10 protein-coding genes are annotated in these 21,582 nt (G+C 53.8%); 2 read left to right on the forward strand and 8 right to left on the reverse strand.

Annotated elements, in window-relative coordinates:
* Positions 1 to 242 precede the first annotated feature (242 nt).
* Positions 243 to 3,419, forward strand: a complete 3,177-nt coding sequence (locus J2Y43_RS12000; RefSeq protein ID WP_309982739.1) for a SusC/RagA family TonB-linked outer membrane protein — start codon at positions 243 to 245, stop codon at positions 3,417 to 3,419.
* Positions 3,420 to 3,444: 25 nt separating this feature from the next.
* Positions 3,445 to 5,295, forward strand: coding sequence for a RagB/SusD family nutrient uptake outer membrane protein (locus J2Y43_RS12005; RefSeq protein ID WP_309982741.1), 1,851 nt, complete (start codon positions 3,445 to 3,447; stop codon positions 5,293 to 5,295).
* An 85-nt stretch (positions 5,296 to 5,380) separates the two neighbouring features.
* Here J2Y43_RS12005 and J2Y43_RS12010 read toward each other — a convergent pair whose 3' ends face one another.
* The 8 genes from J2Y43_RS12010 to J2Y43_RS12045 form a co-directional block, all read right to left on the reverse strand.
* Positions 5,381 to 8,101: a substrate-binding domain-containing protein gene (locus J2Y43_RS12010; protein WP_309982743.1), complete on the reverse strand. Its 2,721-nt coding sequence runs from the start codon at positions 8,099 to 8,101 to the stop codon at positions 5,381 to 5,383.
* 81 nt (positions 8,102 to 8,182) lie between these two features.
* On the reverse strand, positions 8,183 to 9,685 hold the full coding sequence (locus J2Y43_RS12015) for a glycoside hydrolase family 32 protein (RefSeq protein ID WP_309982746.1): 1,503 nt from the start codon (positions 9,683 to 9,685) through the stop codon (positions 8,183 to 8,185).
* Positions 9,686 to 9,693: 8 nt separating this feature from the next.
* A complete protein-coding gene (locus J2Y43_RS12020) occupies positions 9,694 to 11,406 on the reverse strand; it encodes a RagB/SusD family nutrient uptake outer membrane protein (RefSeq protein WP_309982749.1) in 1,713 nt (570 codons plus the stop codon).
* 20 nt (positions 11,407 to 11,426) lie between these two features.
* A complete protein-coding gene (locus tag J2Y43_RS12025) occupies positions 11,427 to 14,588 on the reverse strand; it encodes a TonB-dependent receptor (RefSeq protein ID WP_309982751.1) in 3,162 nt (1,053 codons plus the stop codon).
* A gap of 32 nt (positions 14,589 to 14,620) precedes the next feature.
* On the reverse strand, positions 14,621 to 15,529 hold the full coding sequence (locus J2Y43_RS12030; RefSeq protein WP_309982754.1) for a carbohydrate kinase: 909 nt from the start codon (positions 15,527 to 15,529) through the stop codon (positions 14,621 to 14,623).
* Positions 15,530 to 15,553: 24 nt separating this feature from the next.
* Positions 15,554 to 16,888, reverse strand: coding sequence for a sugar porter family MFS transporter (locus J2Y43_RS12035; protein ID WP_409014417.1), 1,335 nt, complete (start codon positions 16,886 to 16,888; stop codon positions 15,554 to 15,556).
* 193 nt (positions 16,889 to 17,081) lie between these two features.
* The gene (locus J2Y43_RS12040) at positions 17,082 to 17,717 is read right to left on the reverse strand and encodes an NUDIX hydrolase (protein ID WP_309982756.1); all 636 of its coding nucleotides are present in this window, start codon (positions 17,715 to 17,717) and stop codon (positions 17,082 to 17,084) included.
* Between the two features lie 150 nt (positions 17,718 to 17,867).
* On the reverse strand, positions 17,868 to 21,530 hold the full coding sequence (locus J2Y43_RS12045) for a right-handed parallel beta-helix repeat-containing protein (RefSeq protein WP_309982758.1): 3,663 nt from the start codon (positions 21,528 to 21,530) through the stop codon (positions 17,868 to 17,870).
* Positions 21,531 to 21,582 lie beyond the last annotated feature (52 nt).

A 21,582-nucleotide genomic window follows, 5' to 3' on the forward strand; every position in this document is an offset into this window, starting at 1 on the left:
GTTTTTCAGGATTTTTTTTGGCCGCGTGCTGCCGCCTGGGTATCGGATTCGATTGAGAAGGTAGACAGGCAGTTACTGTTTGCGTGCACACACTTGTGAAGCCTTGATTATCAGTATTTTGTAAGCATTTTGGAAAAAATATGACGAATTGGTGTCGGGGTGGAAGAAATTCAATTCCGTCATGAAATCTTAACATCGTAGAGAGGCGATGCTAAACCCAATTTTAACCAATCTTACTAACTATGAAAAGAGGATCTACCCAGTCTCTTTTTTGTGCAGCGGGGTGCCTGCTCTTGTTGCTACGGCCCGCTACGGCGTTCCCGGAGTCCCTGGCCCGGCCACTTACCAAAGTTGGCCGCCACAGTGTGGACAAGACCATTACAGGCCAGGTGCTTGCCAAGGACGATAAGTCCCCGATCCCCGGTGTGACGGTCGTTGTGAAAGGTACTACCAATGGTACCACGACGGACGCGGAAGGAAAATTCCAGATTCAGATCAAATCCGAAACCGATGTGCTGGTGTTCTCGGCCGTGGGTTTTGTTACCCAGGAAAAACAGGCCGGTAATGCCAGCATTATCGACGTGGAACTTGGCAGTGATCAGAAGACACTCGATGAAGTGGTCGTGGTGGGCTATGGTACTGCGAAAAAGCGTGACTTAACCGGCGCTGTGTCGCAGGTGAATGCGACGAAGCTCGAAAATGAAAACCCGCAGTCGGTGCAGGATGTGCTTCGTGGAAATATTCCGGGTATGAATGTCGGTTTTTCGGCCTCGGCAAAAGGCGGCGGTAATGTGGCCGTACGCGGAACCAACTCCCTCGGCGCAGGGAGCAGCCCGCTGGTCGTACTCGACGGGGCGATCTACTATGGCGGATTAGAAGACATTAACCCGAACGATATCGAGACGATCGACGTCCTCAAAGATGCGAGTTCGGCGGCGGTTTTTGGTGCGAAGGCCGCCAGCGGGGTAATCCTCGTTACCACCAAAAAAGGGAAGGAAGGAAAGACGATCATCAATATCAATAGCAACGTCGGTTTTGCGGAAGTGGCTAAAAATCAGCCGGTACTAAGCCCCGATGGGTTTATCTCCTGGCGGCAGGAGGTAATGCGGAACATCAACGCAACGACCGACCCCTGGCGCTTCACCAATCCTAACAACCTACCCGCGGGCGTAACCCTGGACCAATGGCTTGGCGCAGACAAGGGCGACCCGACTACCGTTTGGTTGCAGCGATTGAACATGCAGCCGGCCGAAATTCAAAATTACAAGGATGGAAAGAGCGTCGACTGGTATTCCAAAATCTTCCAGAAGGGTTTCCGTCAGGACCATACGCTGAGCCTTTCGGGTAGAAACGATAAGGTATCGTACTACATGTCATTAGGTTACCTGAACAACCAGGGGATTGTCGTGGGTGACGCGTACAGCACCGTGCGTGCCCGTGTAAACCTCGAAGGAAAGGTTAACAAATTCCTGACCGTGGGCCTTAATACCCAATTCGCCGACCGCGACGAAAGCCAGGTGCCGGTGAATATCGATCTCGCGCCGAATTTGTCGCCGTGGGGATCGGAATTTAATGCGGACGGGACGTATAAGTGGCGCCCCAACGACGAAGCCAGCGGCGGTAACCACCCTTACTATGCACGCAGTTTCACCGACCGCGATAAGGGGTCGATCACGATCAACAATGTGATTTTTGCGAAAGTGGCATTGCCGTTCGGCATTACTTATCAGGCCAATTTCACTCCGCGTTATGAAGTGTACCACCGCTATAATGCCGAGTCGTCCAAAAGTATGGATTGGGCAGCGGAAGGCGGCAGGGCGTCGCGTGCGGATTCACGGTTTTTCAGCTGGCAGATCGATAATATCCTGAAATGGAACAAGACATTTGCCGAAAAACACAGCTTCGACGTGACCTTGCTTGCCAACAGGGAAAGATACCGCTCGTGGAGCGACAGCGTTTCGAACAAGGGGTTTGCGCCAAACGACTTCCTGGGCTATCACAACATCAGCGCCGGTAATGCGCCGGTAATGTGGAGCGACGACCAGACCAGCACCGCCGACGCGTTGATGGCCCGTTTGTACTATACTTTCAAAGACCGTTATATGCTGACGTTGTCGACGCGCCGTGACGGGTATTCGGCATTCGGACAGAAAAACCCGCGTGCGACGTTCGCTTCCGCGGCGTTGGGCTGGGTATTTACCGACGAGCCTTTCATTAAAATCAACTGGCTGAACTACGGTAAACTGCGCTTGTCGTACGGTAGCAACGGAAACCGGGACATCGGGCGCTACGATGCACTGGCTAACCTCGCCACCGGCAAGTACCTGCACGTGAACTCCGGCGGAACGGTGTACCAGGTGAGCCAGCTGTATGTTGACCGCATGCAAAACCCGAACCTCAAATGGGAGCGTACCAACTCACTCAACTTCGGTATCGATTTCGGGTTTTTCAATAACAAGATCGACGGTAGCCTGGAATTGTATAAGTCGTCCACCCGCGACCTGCTCGTGAAACGTGCATTGCCGAACGTACTCGGCTTTGATTTCGTACTCGACAACCTTGGCCAGATCGACAACAAGGGTCTCGAACTGAGCCTGAACTCGAACAACATGAAGAGAGACAATTTCTCGTGGCGGTCGACCTTGAACGTGCAGATGAACCGTAACAAGATTGTACACCTTTACGGCAATAAAACGGCGATCAAAGATGCTGCCGGCAATGTAACGGGCGAGCGCGAGGCCGACGATATTACCAACAAATGGTTTATCGGGCATGCGATCGACGAGATCTGGAACTACAAGGTGATCGGCGTGTGGCAGGTGGAAGAGGCCGAGGAAGCCAAAAGATACGGCGTGAAGCCGGGCGACCACAAGATCCTCGACGTGAACAACGACGGCAAGTTTACCAACGACGACAAGGTCTTCCAGGGATATCAGAGCCCGCGTGCACGTTTCACGCTGCGTAACGAATTCAACCTGTTCAAGAACTTCGACGTGTCGTTCATGGTGTATTCTTATGTTGGGCAAAAAGGGGAATTCAACCAGATGAAGAACCGCCCGGGCTTCCCGGATCGCAGCAGCTCCTATGTGTTCCCTTACTGGACTGCCGAAAACCGGAACAACGAATGGGCGAGACTTTATTCGAGCGAGGGGTCGGCCACTGGGTATAGCGTTTATCAAAGCAAATCTTTCGTGCGTTTCGAGAGCTTTGCGGTGGCCTATACCATTCCGAAAAACCTGGTACAGCGCATTTCGGTCCAGAACCTGCGCCTTTATGCCAACGTGAGAAATATCGGGTTTATATCCAACTGGAAATTCTGGGATCCTGAAAACGGTACCAACGGTGCAACGAATCAGAACCTGACCTATTCAGTTCCGAGCCCGCGCATTTTTACGATGGGCGTCGATATTACCCTTTAATAGCCATTATCCCAATCGAGTCAAAATGAATACCATATATCAAAAATCAAAAAGAATTCTGACCGTATCCTGCGTGCTGATGGGATTGACGGTCGTGAGCTGCAAGGATGGCTGGCTGGCGCCGGAACCATTGTCGTTCTATAACCCGGACGAAACGTTCAACGACGTCGGCGGTTTACGGGCGGCGATTGTAGCCTGCGAAAGGAATATGCGCCTGGAATGGTACGGCGACGCGCCTCCGATGGTGACCGAATCGATTTTCTCGGATATCGCCGTGGAGGGTACCACCGACAAGTCGGGGCCGGCACAGAACCTGAACCTGCTGATTACGCCGGATGCCCAGCTTAACAGCGGCGACTACAACAAAATAGGCTGGTACTGGAGCGAAGGTTTTAAAGGGGTGAAATATGCTAATGTGGTGATTTCAAGGATCAATCAGCCTACCAACTATAAGGACGATGCCGAGAAAAACGCATTGCTTGGAGCCGCTTACTTCCACCGTGCGGCGCGGTACTACCGGCTTACGCAGCAATTCGGGGATGTTCCGCTGATCCTGGACGAGATCGTGGGCCCGAAACTGGATTTTCAAACGACCAAGCGTGAGGTGATCCTGAAAAAAATGAAGGAAGACCTCGAATTTGCCGAAAAATGGGTGCCTGCCGTTACGGATAAGGGGACGGTTAATAAAGGTTCGGTGAGCCATTTGCTGACCAAAGTGAACCTCGCCCTCGGCTTGTTCGACGATGCCATCAAATCGGCCAGCAATGTGATCGACGGCGGAACACACAAGCTCATGACGTCCCGCTTCGGGGTGGACGTCAACAATCCTGATCGCAATGTGATCTGGGATTTGCACCGCCCGGCCAACAAGTCCATCGGAGCCAACACGGAAGGCCTCATGATGGTAATCGACCGCGTGAGCATCGACGGTAACATCGACGGCGGTATTCAGCTGATGCGTAATACCGTTCCGTTCTGGCATAACAACATCACTACCCCGGCTGGAAACCGCGGAACCAGCGATGTGGCAAAGATCGAGATCGATCAGGTGACTACCCTTGGTCGCGGCATCGGTCGCGTACGCCCGACCTACTATTCGCAGGAAGGTGTTTGGGATGATAAAAAAGACCTTCGCCACGCTCCCGGTAACTGGACCCGGATGGAGGATATTCTTTACAACCACCCGGATTTGAAATCGAAGCTGAACGACCCGTACTACGGCAAGCACCTTCAACTAAGGAACGACGCCGGTGCGCTACTGACGATTGACACAATCCGCTGCTGGTTCGACTGGCCGAGCTATAAACTGTACATCGAGGATCCTTTGAAAGTACAGCCAAACGGTGGTAACACCGACTGGTACGTGTTCCGTTTGGCGGAAACCTACCTGCTCCGCGCGGAAGCCTATGCTTGGAAAGGCGACATGGTGAATGCTGCGAAGGATATCAATGCCGTGCGCACCCGTGCCAACTGCGATCCTTACAAGCCTGCGGATGTAAACATCGGTACCGTACTCGACGAGCGTGCGCGTGAGTTGTATTTCGAAGAGCCGCGCAAGACCGAGCTGACCCGTGTTGCGTATATTTTCGCGATGACCGGCAAACCCGCACCGAACGGTAAGATTTATAACATGGCATCTTTCTCCGAGAACAACTATTTCTATGACCGCATCATGGAGAAAAGCGATTTCTATAACAAAGGTGTTAAAACACGGCATGCCGACGAGTACACCATGAGCCCATACCACGTGCTCTGGCCAGTTCCGCAACCGGCAATCGATGGAAACACCCAGGGACGGATCAACCAGAACAAAGGTTACAACGGCTTCCAGAACAACGTACCGCCATTGACCGAGATCCCAGCCAAGGGACTGTAAACGGTTACTTATAGAAGTTGAAGAAAAGCGCAGATCTGACAACGGTCGGATTCTGCGCTTTTTTTGAGCCTTTTCTAATTCTTTCTCAACTCTTCACCAACCGCCAATCCTTCGGCGATACGCCAAACCGGGTTTTGAAAACCGTGGAAAAATAGCTCTGAGAGGTAAATCCGGTCTGGTCGGCAATTTCTGCGACGGTGAGGTCGGGGTTGCGGAGCAGGGTGCAGGCCTTTTCAAGGCGGAGGTTAAGAATGAGGTCGTTGGTGCCGCCGCCGAGCAGGGCTTTTGTTTTGCGGAAAAGCTGCACGCGCGACAGGCCCATTTCCTTGCCGATGGATTCCACGGTGAGGGTAGGGTCGCCGAGGCGCGAAACGATGAGCGCGCGCAGCTCGTTGACGAACTTCTTATCGAGACGGGACAGCCCGGTTTCGGTGTCTCCGATATTCCGACCCACTTGTGCGGATTGCAGCAGTTGTCTGTTGGTCAGCAGGCTACGCATGCTTTCCTGTAAAAATTGGGGGCTGAATGGCTTGGTCATGTACATGTCCGCGCGTGCCTGCATGCCCTCGACCTGCTGTTCAGGCGTATTTTTGGCGGTGAGCAGGATCACGGGGATGTGTGAGGTACGCATATCGGCTTTGAGGGTGGATGTGATCTGCAAGCCGTCCATGCTAGGCAGCATCACGTCGCAGATAACCAGGTCGGGGACGGTGTCGAAGCATTGATCCAGCCCGGCCTTGCCGTCGGTAGCCGTTACAATCTCGTATTGGTTTTGTAAAAGGGCTGTCATGAAACCGAGCAAATCTTCATTATCCTCGATCACTACCACAGTGGGGAGATCTTTGGGGTCAGTGAGCGCGGTTTGAACGGGTGTATCCGCTCCGGTGTCCGTCCAGGCAACCGACTTTTCGATGGTGCCGGCAGCGGGATCGGCAATGTCTTCTTGCTGGAAATGGGCGTTTCCGAGCGGTAATGTAACGGTGAATGTGGCGCCTTCGCCTTTTTTGCCGTCGGCGGCGATGGTGCCCTGGTGCAATTCCACAAACTCGCGCGAAAGCGGTAAGCCGAGACCGGTACCTTTAATGGAGTTTTTCCCTTGATAAAACATTTCAAATGCCCCTGCCATATCAGCCTCGCTGAGCCCTGAGCCGTTATCTTGTACTTTGAAGGTCACTTCATCGGCCGATTGGCTGATATGAATGTAGATATGCCCCCAGTCGGCGGTGAACTTAAATGCATTCGAAAGCAGGTTGAACAACACTTTGTCCATCATATCGCGGTCAAACCAGACATTCAACCGGCTAAGTGGGGTGATCAGCCGGAAATCGATCCTTCGTTTTTTAGCCACCTGTTCAAATGGCAGCATCAACTCGCTGATGAACGCTACAATGTCGTTTTCCGTCACCTGCAAGCGGATCTTGCCGCTCTCGATCTTGCGGAAATCCATGAGCTGGTTGACGAGCCACAGCAGCCGCCTGGCATTCTTTTGGACCAGGGAGAGGTTCTTTTTAACGGCCGCGCTCTCGTTTTTTTGCTTTAAAAGCTCTTCCACAGGCGCCAGAATGAGCGTCAGCGGCGTCCTGAATTCGTGTGAAATATTGGTGAAAAACCTGAATTTGGATTCGGTCGCTTCCTGTGCTTTTTCGGCGATGTCCTGAATGCGGTTGCGTTGGATGAGGATTTCAGTGTTTTTGGAATTCAGCTCTTTGTTGATCTTCTTGTTCTCAATCAACGAATACAATGCAACCGAGCCCAGAATGATCGAAACGATGAACAGGCCGGTCATGACGTACAGCAGCCCGCGCTGGGTGTGGTAGATTTCCAGCTGTTCGTCGATCCGCGCCTGCTGGCGTTCGATGTCGTTCTGCTGGGAGATCATCTTGTCGGTCTGCATTTTGATCATCCGCACATTCGACGAGTCGATAATGGCGGTTTGCAGCAGGTTCTCTTTCTGGTAGGGCTGTTTTTGCAGAATATTCATCGCCACCCTGGCGGCTTCCTCGCCACCGGTCGGGTAAAGTGCCGTGGCGGTAATCTGGCCGTCGTACACCATTTGAATATCCCCGAATTGCCCCGGTAGCCCGTCGACGCCGATCACGCGGATCTTGCGTTCGGGGAAAATTTCGTTGCAAACCTCCCGCGCGCCTTTGGCCATTACCTCATTCTGCGCAAAGATGAGGTCGAGGTCAGGGAAATTGGGAAGGGCTTTACGAAGTTCTTTTTTGGCAATATCCTTTTCCCACTGGCCATTCAATGTCGCCACGCGCTGAATGCCCGGCCGGGTGGCGAGCGCGTCCACGAGGCCGCGGTGGCGGTCGGAGGCAGGCGAGGAGCGGGGCAGGCCGGTAACTTCGATCATCTTGCCCTTGCCGCCCAGCAATGTGGCGGCATATTCACCCACGGTTTTGCCTACCTGGTAATTGTCCCCGCCCACGTAAGCCGTGTAATAAGGCGAAGATGTGCGCCTGTCGACCACCACTACGGGAATACCTTTTCGATAGGCCTTCTCAATCACCGGGGTAAGCGGGTCAGACTCGTTGGGCGAAACAATCAGCAGCTGAATGCCGCTTTGGAGCAGTTCTTCGATCTGCTTCACCTGCACCGCGCTATTGGCATGTGCATCCTTGAAAATTAGTTTTGCATTGTTATGAAATGCAAGCTCGCGCTGCATACCGTCGAGCATGGCACGCCGCCATTCATCGTCGCCGGTGCATTGGGAGAACCCGATGACATACGCATCTCCCTGTTTTTCGGCACAGCCCGCAAACAAAGTCAGCAACAGGAAAGCGATCAGCGCGAATCTCATAGGATAAATTGTATTTCAAATATAATACAAAATAGAGCTGCCGGGGATACTACCACGGCAGCTCTATTTACGGCCTGGTGGCTACTCGATCGAGGGTTTCAATACATGGTACTGCACTTCCTCCACCTGAATGCCCTTTGCGGACTTGATAGTCAGATCGGAAAGCGGCGTGTCGGCGAAGAAAATATCCGTCATCACGGTAAGTCCGCCATCCGCGAAAAGCTCCACGGATGCAACATCAGCGACGAGCGTCAAGGCAATTTTACCGTCTTTGGATAACCTCGGTGCCGTATGTTTTTGCCCGAAACCCGCTTCGAAATCGATTTTGCCTGATTTTGAGCGGTCGATGTAATATTGATTGCTTGCCTTGTCGTAGCCGATCAGGAGCTCATTGCCGGTTTTGTTGGACAACACGAGTTCAAAATCGCCGGCAGTTGCGGTTTTGAGGTCGAGCCTGAATAAGCCCGATGCATTGCCGCCCTTAGGCGCCAGGTCGACCGGTGCTTTCACGGTCAGGTTCTTTTTGGAATAACCTTCACCCTTAATGCTTTCCAGTTCCCTGGCCGGCACGGAGGTCAGGTACAGCTCCTTACCCACGGTTTTGAGACCCAGTTCGCGGGAAATGGTGTTGGCGCTGCGCCAGGGGTCGGTAGGTACCTGATTGGCATATTGCCAGTTGCTCATCCAGCCCATCAGCAGAGATCGGTTGCCGGTGTTGGAGAAGGTGACGGCGGCATAATTATCGGCACCCCAGTCGAGCCATTTGGTTTCTTTGGAATACGCGGTGAATGTTTTTCCATCGAAATCGCCAAGGAAATACTGCCCCGCAGAGCCCTTATTGGGGCCGCCCGGGTTGATATTGACGATCAGCAGCCACACCTGCTTGCCCTCGTGCGTGAGCGGGAGCAGGTCGGGGCACTCCCACACGCCTCCGTGCGCGCCCGCATCGGCCCCGAACTCGCTTTCTTTCGACCAGCTTTTGAGGTCGGGGGAGGAGTAGAACGTAATGCGGTCTTTGGTTGCGAGCGTCATGATCCACTTTTTCTGAGGCTCATACCAGCGCACTTTCGGGTCGCGGAAATCGGTGATGCCCGGGTTGGGGAGCACCGGGTTGCCGCTGTATTTGGTCCAGGTAACACCGTCGTCGAGGCTGTATGCAATGCTCTGGTACTCGTGGCGGCCGGTTTTTTGCTTTTCTAAAACAGGGTTATGGTGTGTAAAAATCGCTACCAGCGGTGTTTTGCCGTCCTTCCCGAACCCGGAGGTATTGTTCACATCGGCCACAGCGCTGCCGGAGAAAATGTAGCCGAGGTTGTCGGGATAGAGTGCAATGGGCTGTTCTTTCCAATGCACCATATCCTTGCTCGTGGCATGGCCCCAGTGCATGGGGCCCCATATTTTGGCCTCGGGGTAATATTGGTAGAACAAATGGTAAGTGCCGTTGTGAAACAGCATCCCGTTAGGATCGTTCATCCAGTGCGCTTTCGGAGAGAAATGGAACTGGGGACGGTACTTTTCAGGGACGTCCTGGGCGTTTGCGACGTAAGCGAGTAGCAGTGCGGCGAGTAGTGAGATTTTTTTCATATTTAAATTTAGTAACCAGGATTCTGAACATAAAGCCCCTTCGTAAAGCTGATCTCCCGCTGCGGAATGGGTAGGTATTCATCTCTTCCAGCAGTGAATTTCGCCGTCGCGAGGAATGGCCTTCTTACTTTCTCCTTTTCAAGATAAGCATTCAGCGTTTGCTCGGCAATGCCCCAGCGTACGAGGTCGAAGAAACGGGGGCTTTCGGTTGCAAATTCGAGCCTTCTTTCCCAGCGGAGCGCCTTTCTGGCGTAATCCTGCGTCCAGCCGGATGCACTGTATTCTTTGATATTGTATTTAGAAGGCAATGTCCCATCCGTCTTTTTCAACCGTCCGGTGCTCGCCGCCGCGCGTTTGCGGATCTGGTTGATGAGCGGCAACGCCAGCGCATGCTGTCCAAGTTCAATATACGCTTCGGCTTGCATTAATAACACGTCGTCGTAGCGGATAATGTCAATATTCTTGGAGCTTCCGATAAACGGTCCTTCTTTATGATACGACGAACTGGTAGCCAACTGCTGTTCTTTCATCGTATGAAAAAATCCATACACACCCGGGTCGCGCACCCAGCTGTTGCTGAATGGCTTGGTGGCGTCGTATTTGTAAGGGTGGCCGTCGATACCGATGGTGTGGTCCACGCGCGGATCGACGGTTTCGCTGTTGAAATCCACATTTTTGTCATTGAATGTCTCGAACAGCGGCAAGCCATTCGCATCGGTGCGGTAGGCATTAGCCAGGTTCTGGCTCGGCTGGTGGAAGCCGCAGCAGCCGTATTGCGGTGCGCCGTGCGGGTAATTTAGGCCGGTCACGTAGCTAAGGCGGCCAGCCGCGGTACCATCGTTGATCGAGTACTGGATTGCGAAAATGGATTCGGGGCCGTTCTCGGTTTCAGCAATGAAATTCTCGGCGAAATCGGGTTGCAGGCTGTACTGGCCGGATGCGATGACGGCCTGGGTGAGGGTTACCACTTCCTGCAAGCGATTTTTGTTAATGCCCGTCACTTTGTGGTTGGCATCCTGCTCATAGGCCTGGAAAAGGCGCAATTTCGCCAGGTAAGCGGAGGCTGAGAGCTTATTGGCCCGCCCGATCTGCGCCTGTTTTTGCGGCAGGTTGTCGACCGCAAACTGAAAATCTTCCCCGATTTTATTCCAAAGCTCGTCGTTGTTATACCGTACGTTCGACTCTTTCAGAATGTCGTCGCTCGACAGTTTTTCATCGATGTAAGGCACATTCTTGAACAACATTTTGAGCATAAAATGCGAGTGCCCCCGGAGGAAGCGCATTTCGGCAATGCGGGTAGCACGGAGCGGAAACTCCGCGTCGGTCAACGAATTGAGGCTCGTGAGCGCGGCATTGGCGCGGGAAATGGCTTTGTAAAAATTCTCCCATGTGTAGGGGTGCATCCAGCCGAAGTCGGGGCGGGTGAGGTTGTAGTGCTCGTAAAAATCTATTTCCGCCACGTCGGACACGCCGCCGCCGCCCTTGTAGGCGTCATCCGAGCGTACGCTGCCGTACACCCACATGCTCGTCATGGGGCCGATCATTTCGTCGTTGCCGATGCCGGCATAGGCCGCCGTCACGAGCGATTCCGCTGCGGAGGCCGATTTGATATTCTCCGACGACAGCAGCCCCTGGGGCTGGTAGTCGAGGAAATCGTTACAGGAGGTGGTGATCAGCAACGTGCCGCTGGCGATCAGACCGAATATGTATTTGCTTTTCATAACAATGCGCTTTTTCAGGATTAGAAAGAAATGTTCAAACCAAATGTGAATGTCCGGGGGATCGGGATGGCATTAATGTCTGTCCGCTCCGGATCAGGACCGCTAAACTGCTTCGATTTGATGAGGAACAGGTTTTCGGCCATCAGGTACATCCGCACGCGTTGCAGTTTGATTTTCTGGATCAGTTCCGAACTTAGCGCGTAGCCCAGCTGGATGTTGCGCAGTTTGAAATAGGAAGTGTTTACATTGAAATAATCCGAAGAACGCGTCTCGTTGTTGGCATCGGAAAGCGACAAGGCAGGGATTTTGGAACCCGTGTTGGTCGGCGACCAGGCATCGAATACGCCCGGGCCTACATTCTCGCGGCCGCGGATGAAGTTGTTATAGAAGGTATAAATATCGAAACCCTTCCGGCCTGCGATGCCCGATCCGAAGATCGAGAAGTCGAACGACTTGTAGAATGCCTCCACTTTCAAATTATATTCAAATGCCGGCAAAGTAGTGCCGAAAAAGACACGGTCGAGGTCGTCGATGCGGTTGTCGCCGTTCGTGTCCACATAGCGGATGCGGCCCGGGCCTGCGCCCACCTGCGTGGGAGCGGCGTCCACTTCGGCCTGGTTCTGGAAGAGACCATTGGTTTTATAACCGAACAAATCGAACTGGGAATGGCCGAGGATCGTTTGGATCGCATTACCCGGGTAGGCTGCACGCACTTCCTCGGGCAGGGCGGTGATCTTGTCGCGGAAGCGGCTCACACCGGCCATCACATTGTAGGTGAAATCGCCTTTTGGCCGAGCGTAGTAGCCTGCCGAGAATTCAAAACCTCTGTTTGACTTGGCCGCGCCATTCAATACCCGCAGCTGCCCTTCGCCCACGGCCGAAGCTACCGGCGGGGTGATCAGGATATCGCTGGTTTTGCGGGTAAAGTAGTCGAACGAGCCCTGGATCATGCCGTCGAACAGCCCGAAATCGAGCCCGAAGTTGGCTTCATCGGTAGTTTCCCACTTCAAATTAGGGTTCGCACCCTGGATCGATACGAAGCCGGAAGGCAGGTTGCCGGTGTTGGCGCCGTTGAGGTCGTAGGCGGTACCGATGTTATAGAACTGGTCGAAAAAGCTGTTATGGCCGTTCGGGAACTGCGATTGCCGCGCACCGTAGCGGGTATCGTACAATCCAAAGCGGGCGAGGTCACCGATCTCCTGGTTACCAACTCTGCCGACCCCGGCCCGCAGTTTCAGATTGCTTATCTTGGTTACGCCTTTGAAGAACTGCTCCTTATCGATGCGCCAGCCCACCGAAGCCGCCGGGAAAATACCGTAAGCATTCGCGGAGCCGAAGCGGGAAGAGCCGTCACGACGGATGGTGATTGCGGCCAGGTAGCGGTCCGAGAAGCCATAATCGATGCGGGCAAACTGCGAAAGCAGCCTGCTGCCGGAGCCGGAACCGGTCACGTTAGTATTGCCAGTACCTGCATTCAATACAAAATACTCCTTGGTTTGCACGGCAAAGCCTTCTTTTCTGGCTATTTCAAAATCGGAGTCGTTTTTAATGGCTTCGATACCCGCCAGGAACTTGAAATGGTTGTTGCCTAGGTCGAGGTTGTAACGGGCGGTGTTGGACCAGGTAATGCTCAGGTAGCGGTTCTGGTCGATCGTCAGGCTGTTATTAGCACGGCCGAATGAGCCTTCTTCGAAGGATTGTTCAATGTTTTTGAAGCGGTAGGCCGCATTATCGGCACCGAGACTGGTTTTGAGGAAGAAGTTTTTGAATGGCTGGATTTCCACAAACACATTACCGAACAGCGTAAGCCGGTGTGCATTGTCCCACTTGTTGATCTCCTGCATGTGGAGCGGGTTATTGCGGTCGGAGTAGCCCGAGCCGATGGCACCGCCCCAGGAACCGTCCTTGGCATACACCGGAATGGTAGGCGCCAGAGTAACCGCCAGGCCGGGTGTAGCCGCGCCGCCGATGTCCGTGGAAGCGAGGGTTTCGTTGGAAGAGGCAAGCTGCATGTTCGCCCCGATTTTCAGTTTACCGTCGAATGCGCTGGTAAGGCCGTTGATGCGCCCGCTGATCTTGTCGTAGTCGGTATAGCGGAGCATTCCGGTGTTTTTGTAATAACCCAAATTAATCTGCAATGAAGAAGTACCATTGCCGCCCGAAATCGTAAGCTCGTTGTTGGTCACGATGCCGGTTTTGTACATTACCTTCTGCCAGTCGGTATCGCCTGCGGGCATGTTGGCGTTGCCTCCCACGAGCGGCTGTACTTTTACACCATTTAATATGGGGTTCGTGAAATCCTTATTCCAGTCGAACTGGTACAATGCGCCGTAGCCATCCTCGGGATTCACTTTATCGTTCACCGATGCCTGCCACAATGCACGCCCGCGATCCACCGCATTCAGCATTTTGAATCGCGCATACTTCTCCGATTGCGTCGAAATGCTGGTATTGAAGTCGATATTGATCTTGCCGTTGCTATTTGCGCCGTTTTTGGTGGTAATGATAATCACCCCGTTGGAAGCCCGCGATCCGTAAATGGACGATGCCGAAGCATCTTTCAGCACCTGGATCGACTCGATCGAGTTCGGGTTCAGCCCCTGGAACACCTCCGGCCGCTTGGTAGGCACGCCGTCGATGATGTAGAGCGGATCGGTATTGCCGAGGGTGTTGGCGCCGCGGATGAGGATCCGGGAGTTGGTACCATTCGGCGAGCCGGTTTTTTCGATGTACAAACCCGGCACGCGACCCTGTAATGCCTGCATCGGATTACCGGAGCTGATGTTTTTCAAGGGCGCCATATCCACCACGGCAATGGCGCCGGTGAGGTCCTCTTTTTTGGAAGAAGTATAACCCACTACTACCACCTCGTTGAGGCTTTTCTGGTCGTAATCGAGGGTAACGTTAATGGTCGTCTGGTTGCCTACGGCTACTTCTTTCGTTTGCATTCCAATGTAGGAGAATACCAATGTCGCATTTGCAGCAGGCGATACAGTGTAAGCACCCGAAACATCGGTAACGGCACCATTGGAAGTCCCTTTTTCAAGAACATTCACACCGGGAAGCGGCTCGCCGTCGGTACTCTTGACGACGCCCTTGATCTGTGCCCTGTTTTGCGCGTGAGCGGGCAGTTGCACCACGCAGGCGACCGCGAGGGCCACCAGCAGTAAAATTTTTCTCATAATGTTTTCGATTAAAGAGCGTGAATTGGTAATCAGTGGATTATAGGCAGCAGCCGCTGTGCGTGAATAAACTCCTGAATGTCGGTTTCGCTGAACGTGGGCAATGCACCGGCCTTACCGGCTACGAATGCACCGGCGGCGCAGGCAAATTCGAGGGATTCGGCAAGCGGATGACCCGTGGCGGTCTGGTAGAGGAATGCGCCGAGGAATGCGTCGCCGCTGCCGATGGTATCGGCCACTTCCACCGTAAATCCCGGATGCTGGTGGAATTCCCCGCTGCCGGTAAGCACCATGGCGCCTTCCGCTCCGCACGTGAGCACGAACATATCGAGTTTGAAGCGGTCGAGGATGTACGCCATGGCCTGTTTTTCGTTTTCGAAGGTCGTAAGCCAGCCAGTTACCTCGCGGAGCTCATGCTCGTTCATTTTGACAATGCTGGCAAAGCCAAGCAGTTCCAGTACTTGCTCGCGCGAGTAATGCGGCGGGCGCAGGTTCACGTCGAATACGCGGACTGGCGCAGGGGTTAGGTAGCGCAGGAGCGTCTCGCGCGAGGTGCGGTCACGTGCGGCGAGCGTGCCGTACACGAAGAAATCGCTTTCAGCAACCTGCTGTGCAGCGGCCGCGTCGAACTGAATGTAGTCCCAGGCCACGGGGTGCAGGATTTTGTAGGTAACCTCGTTGCTGTCCGACACGTTGGCTTTGGCAATGCCGGTCAAATGCGTTTCGCCGGTTTGCACCCATTGGGTATCGAGGCCATGCTGCGCCATGAATGTGAGCAGCTCCGCGCCCAGCTCGTCGTGTCCGACGCGGCTGATGAAGGCCACGTCCATGCCGTAGCGCTGCAGGTGTGCGGCGACGTTCATGGTAGCCCCGCCCGCCAGGCGTGCATCGGGCAGCACGTCCCAGAGCACTTCTCCAAAAACAGTCAGTTTCGGTGTCATATGTAATCGTTTAAAGTGGAGATTTTAGTGAAGGATTAATGTCTTTTCGATCTGTTCGAGGGAGGTGCCCTTCGTTTCGGGCATGAGCTTCCAGACGAACAGCAGTTGGAGTACCATCATACCGCAGAAGATCATGAAGGTGTTGCCGCCGCCGAGCGTTTCGGCGATGTACGGGAATGTGAAGGCGATTACCGCCGCCAGCAGCCAGTGCATGAAGCTGCCCATCGACTGCCCCGCTGCGCGCACCTGGTTAGGGAAAATCTCAGAAATAAATACCCATATTACCGCGCCTTGCGACAATGCGAAGAAGGCAATGTAAATGAACAGGTACACCGGCACCGCGTATCCGCCCAGGTTACCGCTGTAAAATGCCTGCGCTACCAGCCCCAAAGTGGCGATCAGCCCGAACGAACCGATGAACATCAGCGTGCGGCGACCGAAACGGTCGATGAGGTTAATGGCAATGAACGTGAAGCAGAAATTGACCAGGCCCACACCGGCGGACGACAATAGTGCCGAACTTTTGCCCAACCCGGCCATTTCAAAAATGCGCGGCGCGTAATAGATGATCGCGTTGATGCCCGAAACCTGGTTGAAAAAGGCAAAAAGCAGCGCCAGTACGAGCGGTAATTTGTATTGGGATGAAAAAATGGAAGCGCTGCTGTTAGACTGGGTGCTCGCGCTAGCCGAATTCTGAATGTCGGATACAATGCCGCTCACGTCGATGCCGCCATTGGCGATGGACAAGATCTGCCGAGCTTCTTCCACCCGACCGCGTTTCACGATGAGCCAGCGGGGGCTTTCGGGTACAAAAAGGATGGCCACCAGGAAAATCAATGAAGGAACGGCCTGCACACCCAGCATCCAGCGCCAGTCGTTGTCGCCCATGCCTACCAGCAGGAAGTTGGACAGGTAGGCGATCAGAATGCCCAGTACCACATTAAACTGGAACATCGCTACCAGCCGCCCGCGCGAATTGGCAGGGGAAATTTCGGATATATATAATGGAGCGGTAACCGACGAAATGCCGACGCCGATGCCGCCGAGGAAGCGGAAAATGAGAAAGGAAATCCAGTCGGAGGCGAGTGCCGAGCCGATCGATGACAGCAGGTAAAGGACAGCGATAGCGAAGAGCGTGTACTTACGCCCGTAACGCTCGGAGGGGATAGCGCCTGTGAGCGATCCGAGGACGGTGCCGATCAATGCGATGGAAACTGTGAACCCGTGCTGCACCGTAGTGAGGCCCCACAGCTGCTGGATCGATTTCTCCGCGCCCGAAATGACCGCCGTATCAAAACCGAATAAAAAACCGCCCAGCGCGACTGTGAATGCCCAGAAGATTACCTTTTTGCTTGTCATGATTGTTGAATTAATTTCTGACGAAGCTACCGGCTCTCCGGGCAAACTATTTTCGAATCCGTACCAAATGTTTTTAAATTTTAAATGGAACGGATTTGTATTTAACTATTTGTTTTTGAGGTTTTTATATTAATTTAAAAAGAGGCCGTTTTTAAATTTGCTTCAAGGTTTTCAGGAAATGTTTCATCACCTTTCAGTCACATAAAACCGGCAAACCCGGATCGGCCGCAAAGGGAAGCAGCTGGGCGATCTGCGAATAGGTAACCCGGTTAACCGACAAATCCAATCCGGACAATTGATCGAACTTCACCCAGCCCACTCCGGAAGTTTCGTTGGTTTGTTCCAGGATTTCGCCGCCGGTAATGCGGCATAGGATGAAGAATTTGTAAACATACCAGGGCTCCTCGGGGTGGTCGTGTTTGCTTTTATCCAATACCGCCAGCAGCCGTACGGCTTCCACGTGCAGGCCGGTTTCCTCGAATACTTCTTTTACCGCCACTTGAAACGGCGTGTAGCCCACATCCGCCCAGCCGCCGGGCAATGTCCAGCGGTCGTTGTCGATTTTTTCCTGCACCATTAATATTTCATCGGTGCCCCGGAAAATCACGGCGCGGATATCGACCTTCGGCGTCACATAGCCTATCTCGTGGGGCAGCAGGCTGATAATCTGTTCTACGGGCGCATTGCTGATGTGGGCGAGCAGGTCGAGGCTGATCTGCCGGATTTCCTCGTAACGTTCGCGGTCGTATTCGCCGGGTTGGAAGGCCAGGCCGGTTTGCGACAATGCCAGAATGCGTTTAACAGCAGCCAGCCAGAGATTTGTGGACATAGGAATGAAAAAGGACAAGCGTAGATTGATCCGTACCAGCTGAGTCAGATGGCCGGTGAAATAAGTCACCGGCGAATATCTGAAACATTTGTCTGAATTCAATCCTGCTTGCCCCTGCCTTATGAACGTTGAGTATTGCCGTTTTTAAAATTATTGCGTCACTGCGAGTTGAACGCTTTGCCGGTTGCCGCCGGTCGTTTCGATTTCAACCGTGTAAGTTCCGGGCGCCAGTCCACGGATGTCGATGCCGCCATGCTGCATAACAGGTCTTACCAAAAGTGTTCCACGCGTATCGAACACCCTGATGTTCCGGATGTTTTCGGGTTTCAATCCTTTTAAATGAACCACCGGGACATCGATGACAGGGTTTGGATAGACTGCCATCTTTTCCCCGTCAAAATGCAGCACGGCAATGCGGCTGTATGAGAAAGGGGCCCGACCGTCCCCGGCCCGACCGTTCACTTCCCGATCAATCATTTTAAGCCGGTACATATTGGTACCGGCTAGTGGAAGGGCGTCGGTATAGGAGTAGTCGGTAATGGTTGCTTCGTTGCCTTTGGCCGCCACCCCGCCGAGGTAGTGCCAGTGCCTGCCGTCGCTGCTGCGCTCGACCTCGAAGCGGTCACTGTTGGTTTCGGAGCTGGTCTGCCATTGCAGATATGCCTCCTGCTCCCGTTTTTTAGCCTGAAACGACACGAGCGTAACGGGCAATGCCGCTTCGGATTGGCCTGAAATAAAGAACCCGCTGAACCCGGTCACCTCGAACGAAACGAGGTACATGGTGTGGTCTTCGCTTTCGGTTACCGTTACGTCCGTGATCAGCTGCGTAGGGCCGGAATAGGTACCTGGGAAGCCGTACGGGCTGGTACCATGGTATTGTACCACTTTCAGGTTGGCAGGAAGGGAGGCATTGTTGGCATTGCCGTAAGCCTGGTTGTAGGCGTCGAAGTCCTGTTTGGAAAAAAACAGGGTCACTTTGGCCGGACCGTCTGTCCCTGAAGGGGTAATGTCGTAATGCCTTTTGACAAACACTTTTTCTCCTTCCGACAAGGTATTGCCTGCTGCCAGAAATGCCTTCACCGTCACATTGCCGAGCGCCCCGGGGGCACCGGTGGGTTCAATGAGCCCGAAGGTTTTGCAGTCGCTGGTTATGGCGGTTGCACCTGCATATACCGGGAGCGTAGCCTGCTCGCCGCTCGCGGGTAATGTGCCCGGGCCCACGACCGCTTGCAGCTCGTACGGGCCCATATCGGTTTGCGAGTTGTAGATGCGCGCATTGCCGGCCAGGTCGGTTGGCGGGCTGAGGAGATCGGGTAAAGCTTCGTTGGTACCCCGGTTAATGGCTGGTGAGCAGGGCAGGAGCGTCCAGTCGGTTTCACCGGCGAACTGCGGGTTGGTAGTACCGGCGAGGTTATGGTCGGTATCGCTCGCATTCATGCCTTCCACGAGGCTGTAAGTGACCGAAATCATACTTTCCTGGCTGGTAATGCCGCTGCCGTTGCCGTAAATGATGCTGTTGCGGACGGTTACCGGGCCATTGTAGCCGCTGATCGTTCCACTGTTGCTCTGGCTGTTGTTTGCAATCGTAGCGTTGAGAAGCGTTAGCTGGGAGCCTTCGTTAAAAATGGCCCCGGCAAACTGACCAGAGTTGTTCGTCACGAGGCAATTGATCAAAACGGCGTTCGAGCCGTTGGTATTGGCAATGGCCCCACCGTTGCCAAACGACGCACCATTGCCTCTGAATAGCGTGTTGGTAATCTGCACGGAAGCAGCGTGGTTGTAGATAGCTCCGCCATTCGATGCATAATTATCCAGGAATGCACAGTTTGAAATGGTCAACGAAACACCCACGTTGCGCATTGCGCCGCCGTCGCTGCCGATTACATTGCTGATGGTAAACCCGTCGAAAATGTCGTTATAGGTGAGGCCGTTGTTGAAGTTCATAATCGCCGGACCAACCGAGGAAGTGAGCACCGTGGCGGTAGCCGGGTCTCCGTGGGCAATGGGCAGGGGACGTTCGCCGAGCGTGGTTTCAGTCCCTGTGAAGCTGCCGTAAACTTTTACCCCGTGAATAAATGCAAGCTGTATGCCGCCCGTTTCGTATTCTCCCCGTGCTACCCAGATCTGATCCCCGTCCGAAGCGTTGTTAAAAGCTGCATGAAGATCTGCAAATGCATTGCCCCAGCTGTCGCCCGATGGATCGGGAATGGTGCTGGCGGCATTCACATACCAGATCGCGCTCGGGGTTACTTCGTACGGCCCTAGATCTATGGCAGTACTGGTAAGCCTTCTGTCGCCGTCGAATGCGACGGGTGTATCGTCGGCATTTCTGGGGAATACCGAAAGATCGGTGGCCGGGTTGCCGGCATTGGTGACGGGACTGCCTTTCAGCTGTCGGAAATTGCCTTCTCCCGCATTTTCAAACTGCGGATCGGTATCGAGAATGCTGGTTCCGCCAGCAAAACCTCCCTGAATGAGCGAGTAGGAGACGGCTGGTGTTCCGCTGCCGCCGATACTGCTGACACCTCCCGGCGAAGCAGCGTCGGTATTGTTCCAGATAATGCTGTTTTCAATAACGGGCGACGAACTGCCGATTGCATACAATGCGCCACCGTTGCCCGGCGTGGCGTTGCCGCCCACTTCATTGACTGAAAATGTGCAGTTCCTTATCGTGGGCGATGAATTGTCGATAAAAATCGCCCCGCCTTTTCCGGAAGCAGTGCCTTGGGCCGAATTGGAAGCAAAAAGGCATTGAATGATTAATGGACTTGAATTGAGCAGGTAAATCGCACCACCCTTTCCGTCCGCGGCAGAAGGGTCGGTGGCGTTCTCCCCGAAAATGCAGTTGGCAATCACCGGGGATGCGTTGGTCGCGTGCAAGCCTCCGCCCCGCCGGTCGTCGCCGACGGCCATGCCCGTCCCGCCGGTAATCACGAAGCCGTCGAGCCGCGTTGAGGCGCCCGCACCGGATACGGTTATCACGGTGCCTCCCTGTCCCGTTAATACCGTCGCGTTCGAAGCAATCGCTCTCTCCCGTACATCGCTTTCATAGCCCGAAAAACCACCGTAATAGGCGACCTCGTTGGTGAGCGTCATAGGTGTATTTTCCGCTTCGGTTTGGTAGGAGCCGCCTGCTACCCACACTTGTTTGATGGCCGGCTTCATTGCGGCTGCCCGGGTGGCGTAGTACATCCGTTTAAGTGCATGGTTCCAGCTGCTGCCGTCGCCCGGTGTACCGACATTAGCATCGACGTACAGTACGCCATTGGCATCGGGCGTCGCTTCGGCAGCGGGGTCGTAGGCGGACACCGTACCGTTGATCGTGAAATCGTCGATGTGCGAGTAATAATTGGGATAACTCCCGTTTGTAACGGCGATCTTGATCACGATTTGATTTCGCAGCTCGGATACGGTTTTGGTACGGGTAATGAGTGCCAGGGTGTTGGTTGCGGTGAACGTAGTGCCGTAATTTTCTTCATTAACCTTGATCTGCATGGTGGCATTGTCACCTGAAAAACGCCGGAACGAAATACTCGTGATTTCCGCCATAAAGCCCTCCTTCATCGTAATTGTAAGGACATACACGTGGTTATGCGCGTTCAAAGCCATTCCCGGGTCGCTGCCGTCGTTGCGGCTGTAAGGAGTGTCCCCAATCCCGCTCCACACGGCAGTCATGTTGGCGTTGATCGAGGTAGGTGCCGAGAAGTTCTTATTGTTGAAGTTGTGATTGTAAATCACCGCCGCATGGGAGACGGTCGCGATCATCAGTGCGCAAAACAGTGTGAAAAGGGGTCGTAGTAGTTGTGTATTCATAGCGCGGTCCGGAATGATGAGTGATCATTTTTTGGCCGCAATATGGAATAAA

The sequence above is a fragment of the Dyadobacter sp. BE31 genome, from assembly GCF_031457695.1.
GTDB lineage: Bacteria > Bacteroidota > Bacteroidia > Cytophagales > Spirosomataceae > Dyadobacter.

Bases quoted from the DNA above. Each gene is read 5' to 3' on its own strand.
- J2Y43_RS12010 (WP_309982743.1), bottom strand. From the start codon at position 8,101: ATGAGATTCGCGCTGATCGCTTTCCTGTTGCTGACTTTGTTTGCGGGC.
- J2Y43_RS12020 (WP_309982749.1), bottom strand. From the start codon at position 11,406: ATGAAAAGCAAATACATATTCGGTCTGATCGCCAGCGGCACGTTGCTG.
- J2Y43_RS12015 (WP_309982746.1), bottom strand. From the start codon at position 9,685: ATGAAAAAAATCTCACTACTCGCCGCACTGCTACTCGCTTACGTCGCA.
- J2Y43_RS12035 (WP_409014417.1), bottom strand. From the start codon at position 16,888: ATGACAAGCAAAAAGGTAATCTTCTGGGCATTCACAGTCGCGCTGGGC.
- J2Y43_RS12030 (WP_309982754.1), bottom strand. From the start codon at position 15,529: ATGACACCGAAACTGACTGTTTTTGGAGAAGTGCTCTGGGACGTGCTG.
- J2Y43_RS12040 (WP_309982756.1), bottom strand. From the start codon at position 17,717: ATGTCCACAAATCTCTGGCTGGCTGCTGTTAAACGCATTCTGGCATTG.
- J2Y43_RS12005 (WP_309982741.1), top strand. From the start codon at position 3,445: ATGAATACCATATATCAAAAATCAAAAAGAATTCTGACCGTATCCTGC.
- J2Y43_RS12000 (WP_309982739.1), top strand. From the start codon at position 243: ATGAAAAGAGGATCTACCCAGTCTCTTTTTTGTGCAGCGGGGTGCCTG.
- J2Y43_RS12025 (WP_309982751.1), bottom strand. From the start codon at position 14,588: ATGAGAAAAATTTTACTGCTGGTGGCCCTCGCGGTCGCCTGCGTGGTG.
- J2Y43_RS12045 (WP_309982758.1), bottom strand. From the start codon at position 21,530: ATGAATACACAACTACTACGACCCCTTTTCACACTGTTTTGCGCACTG.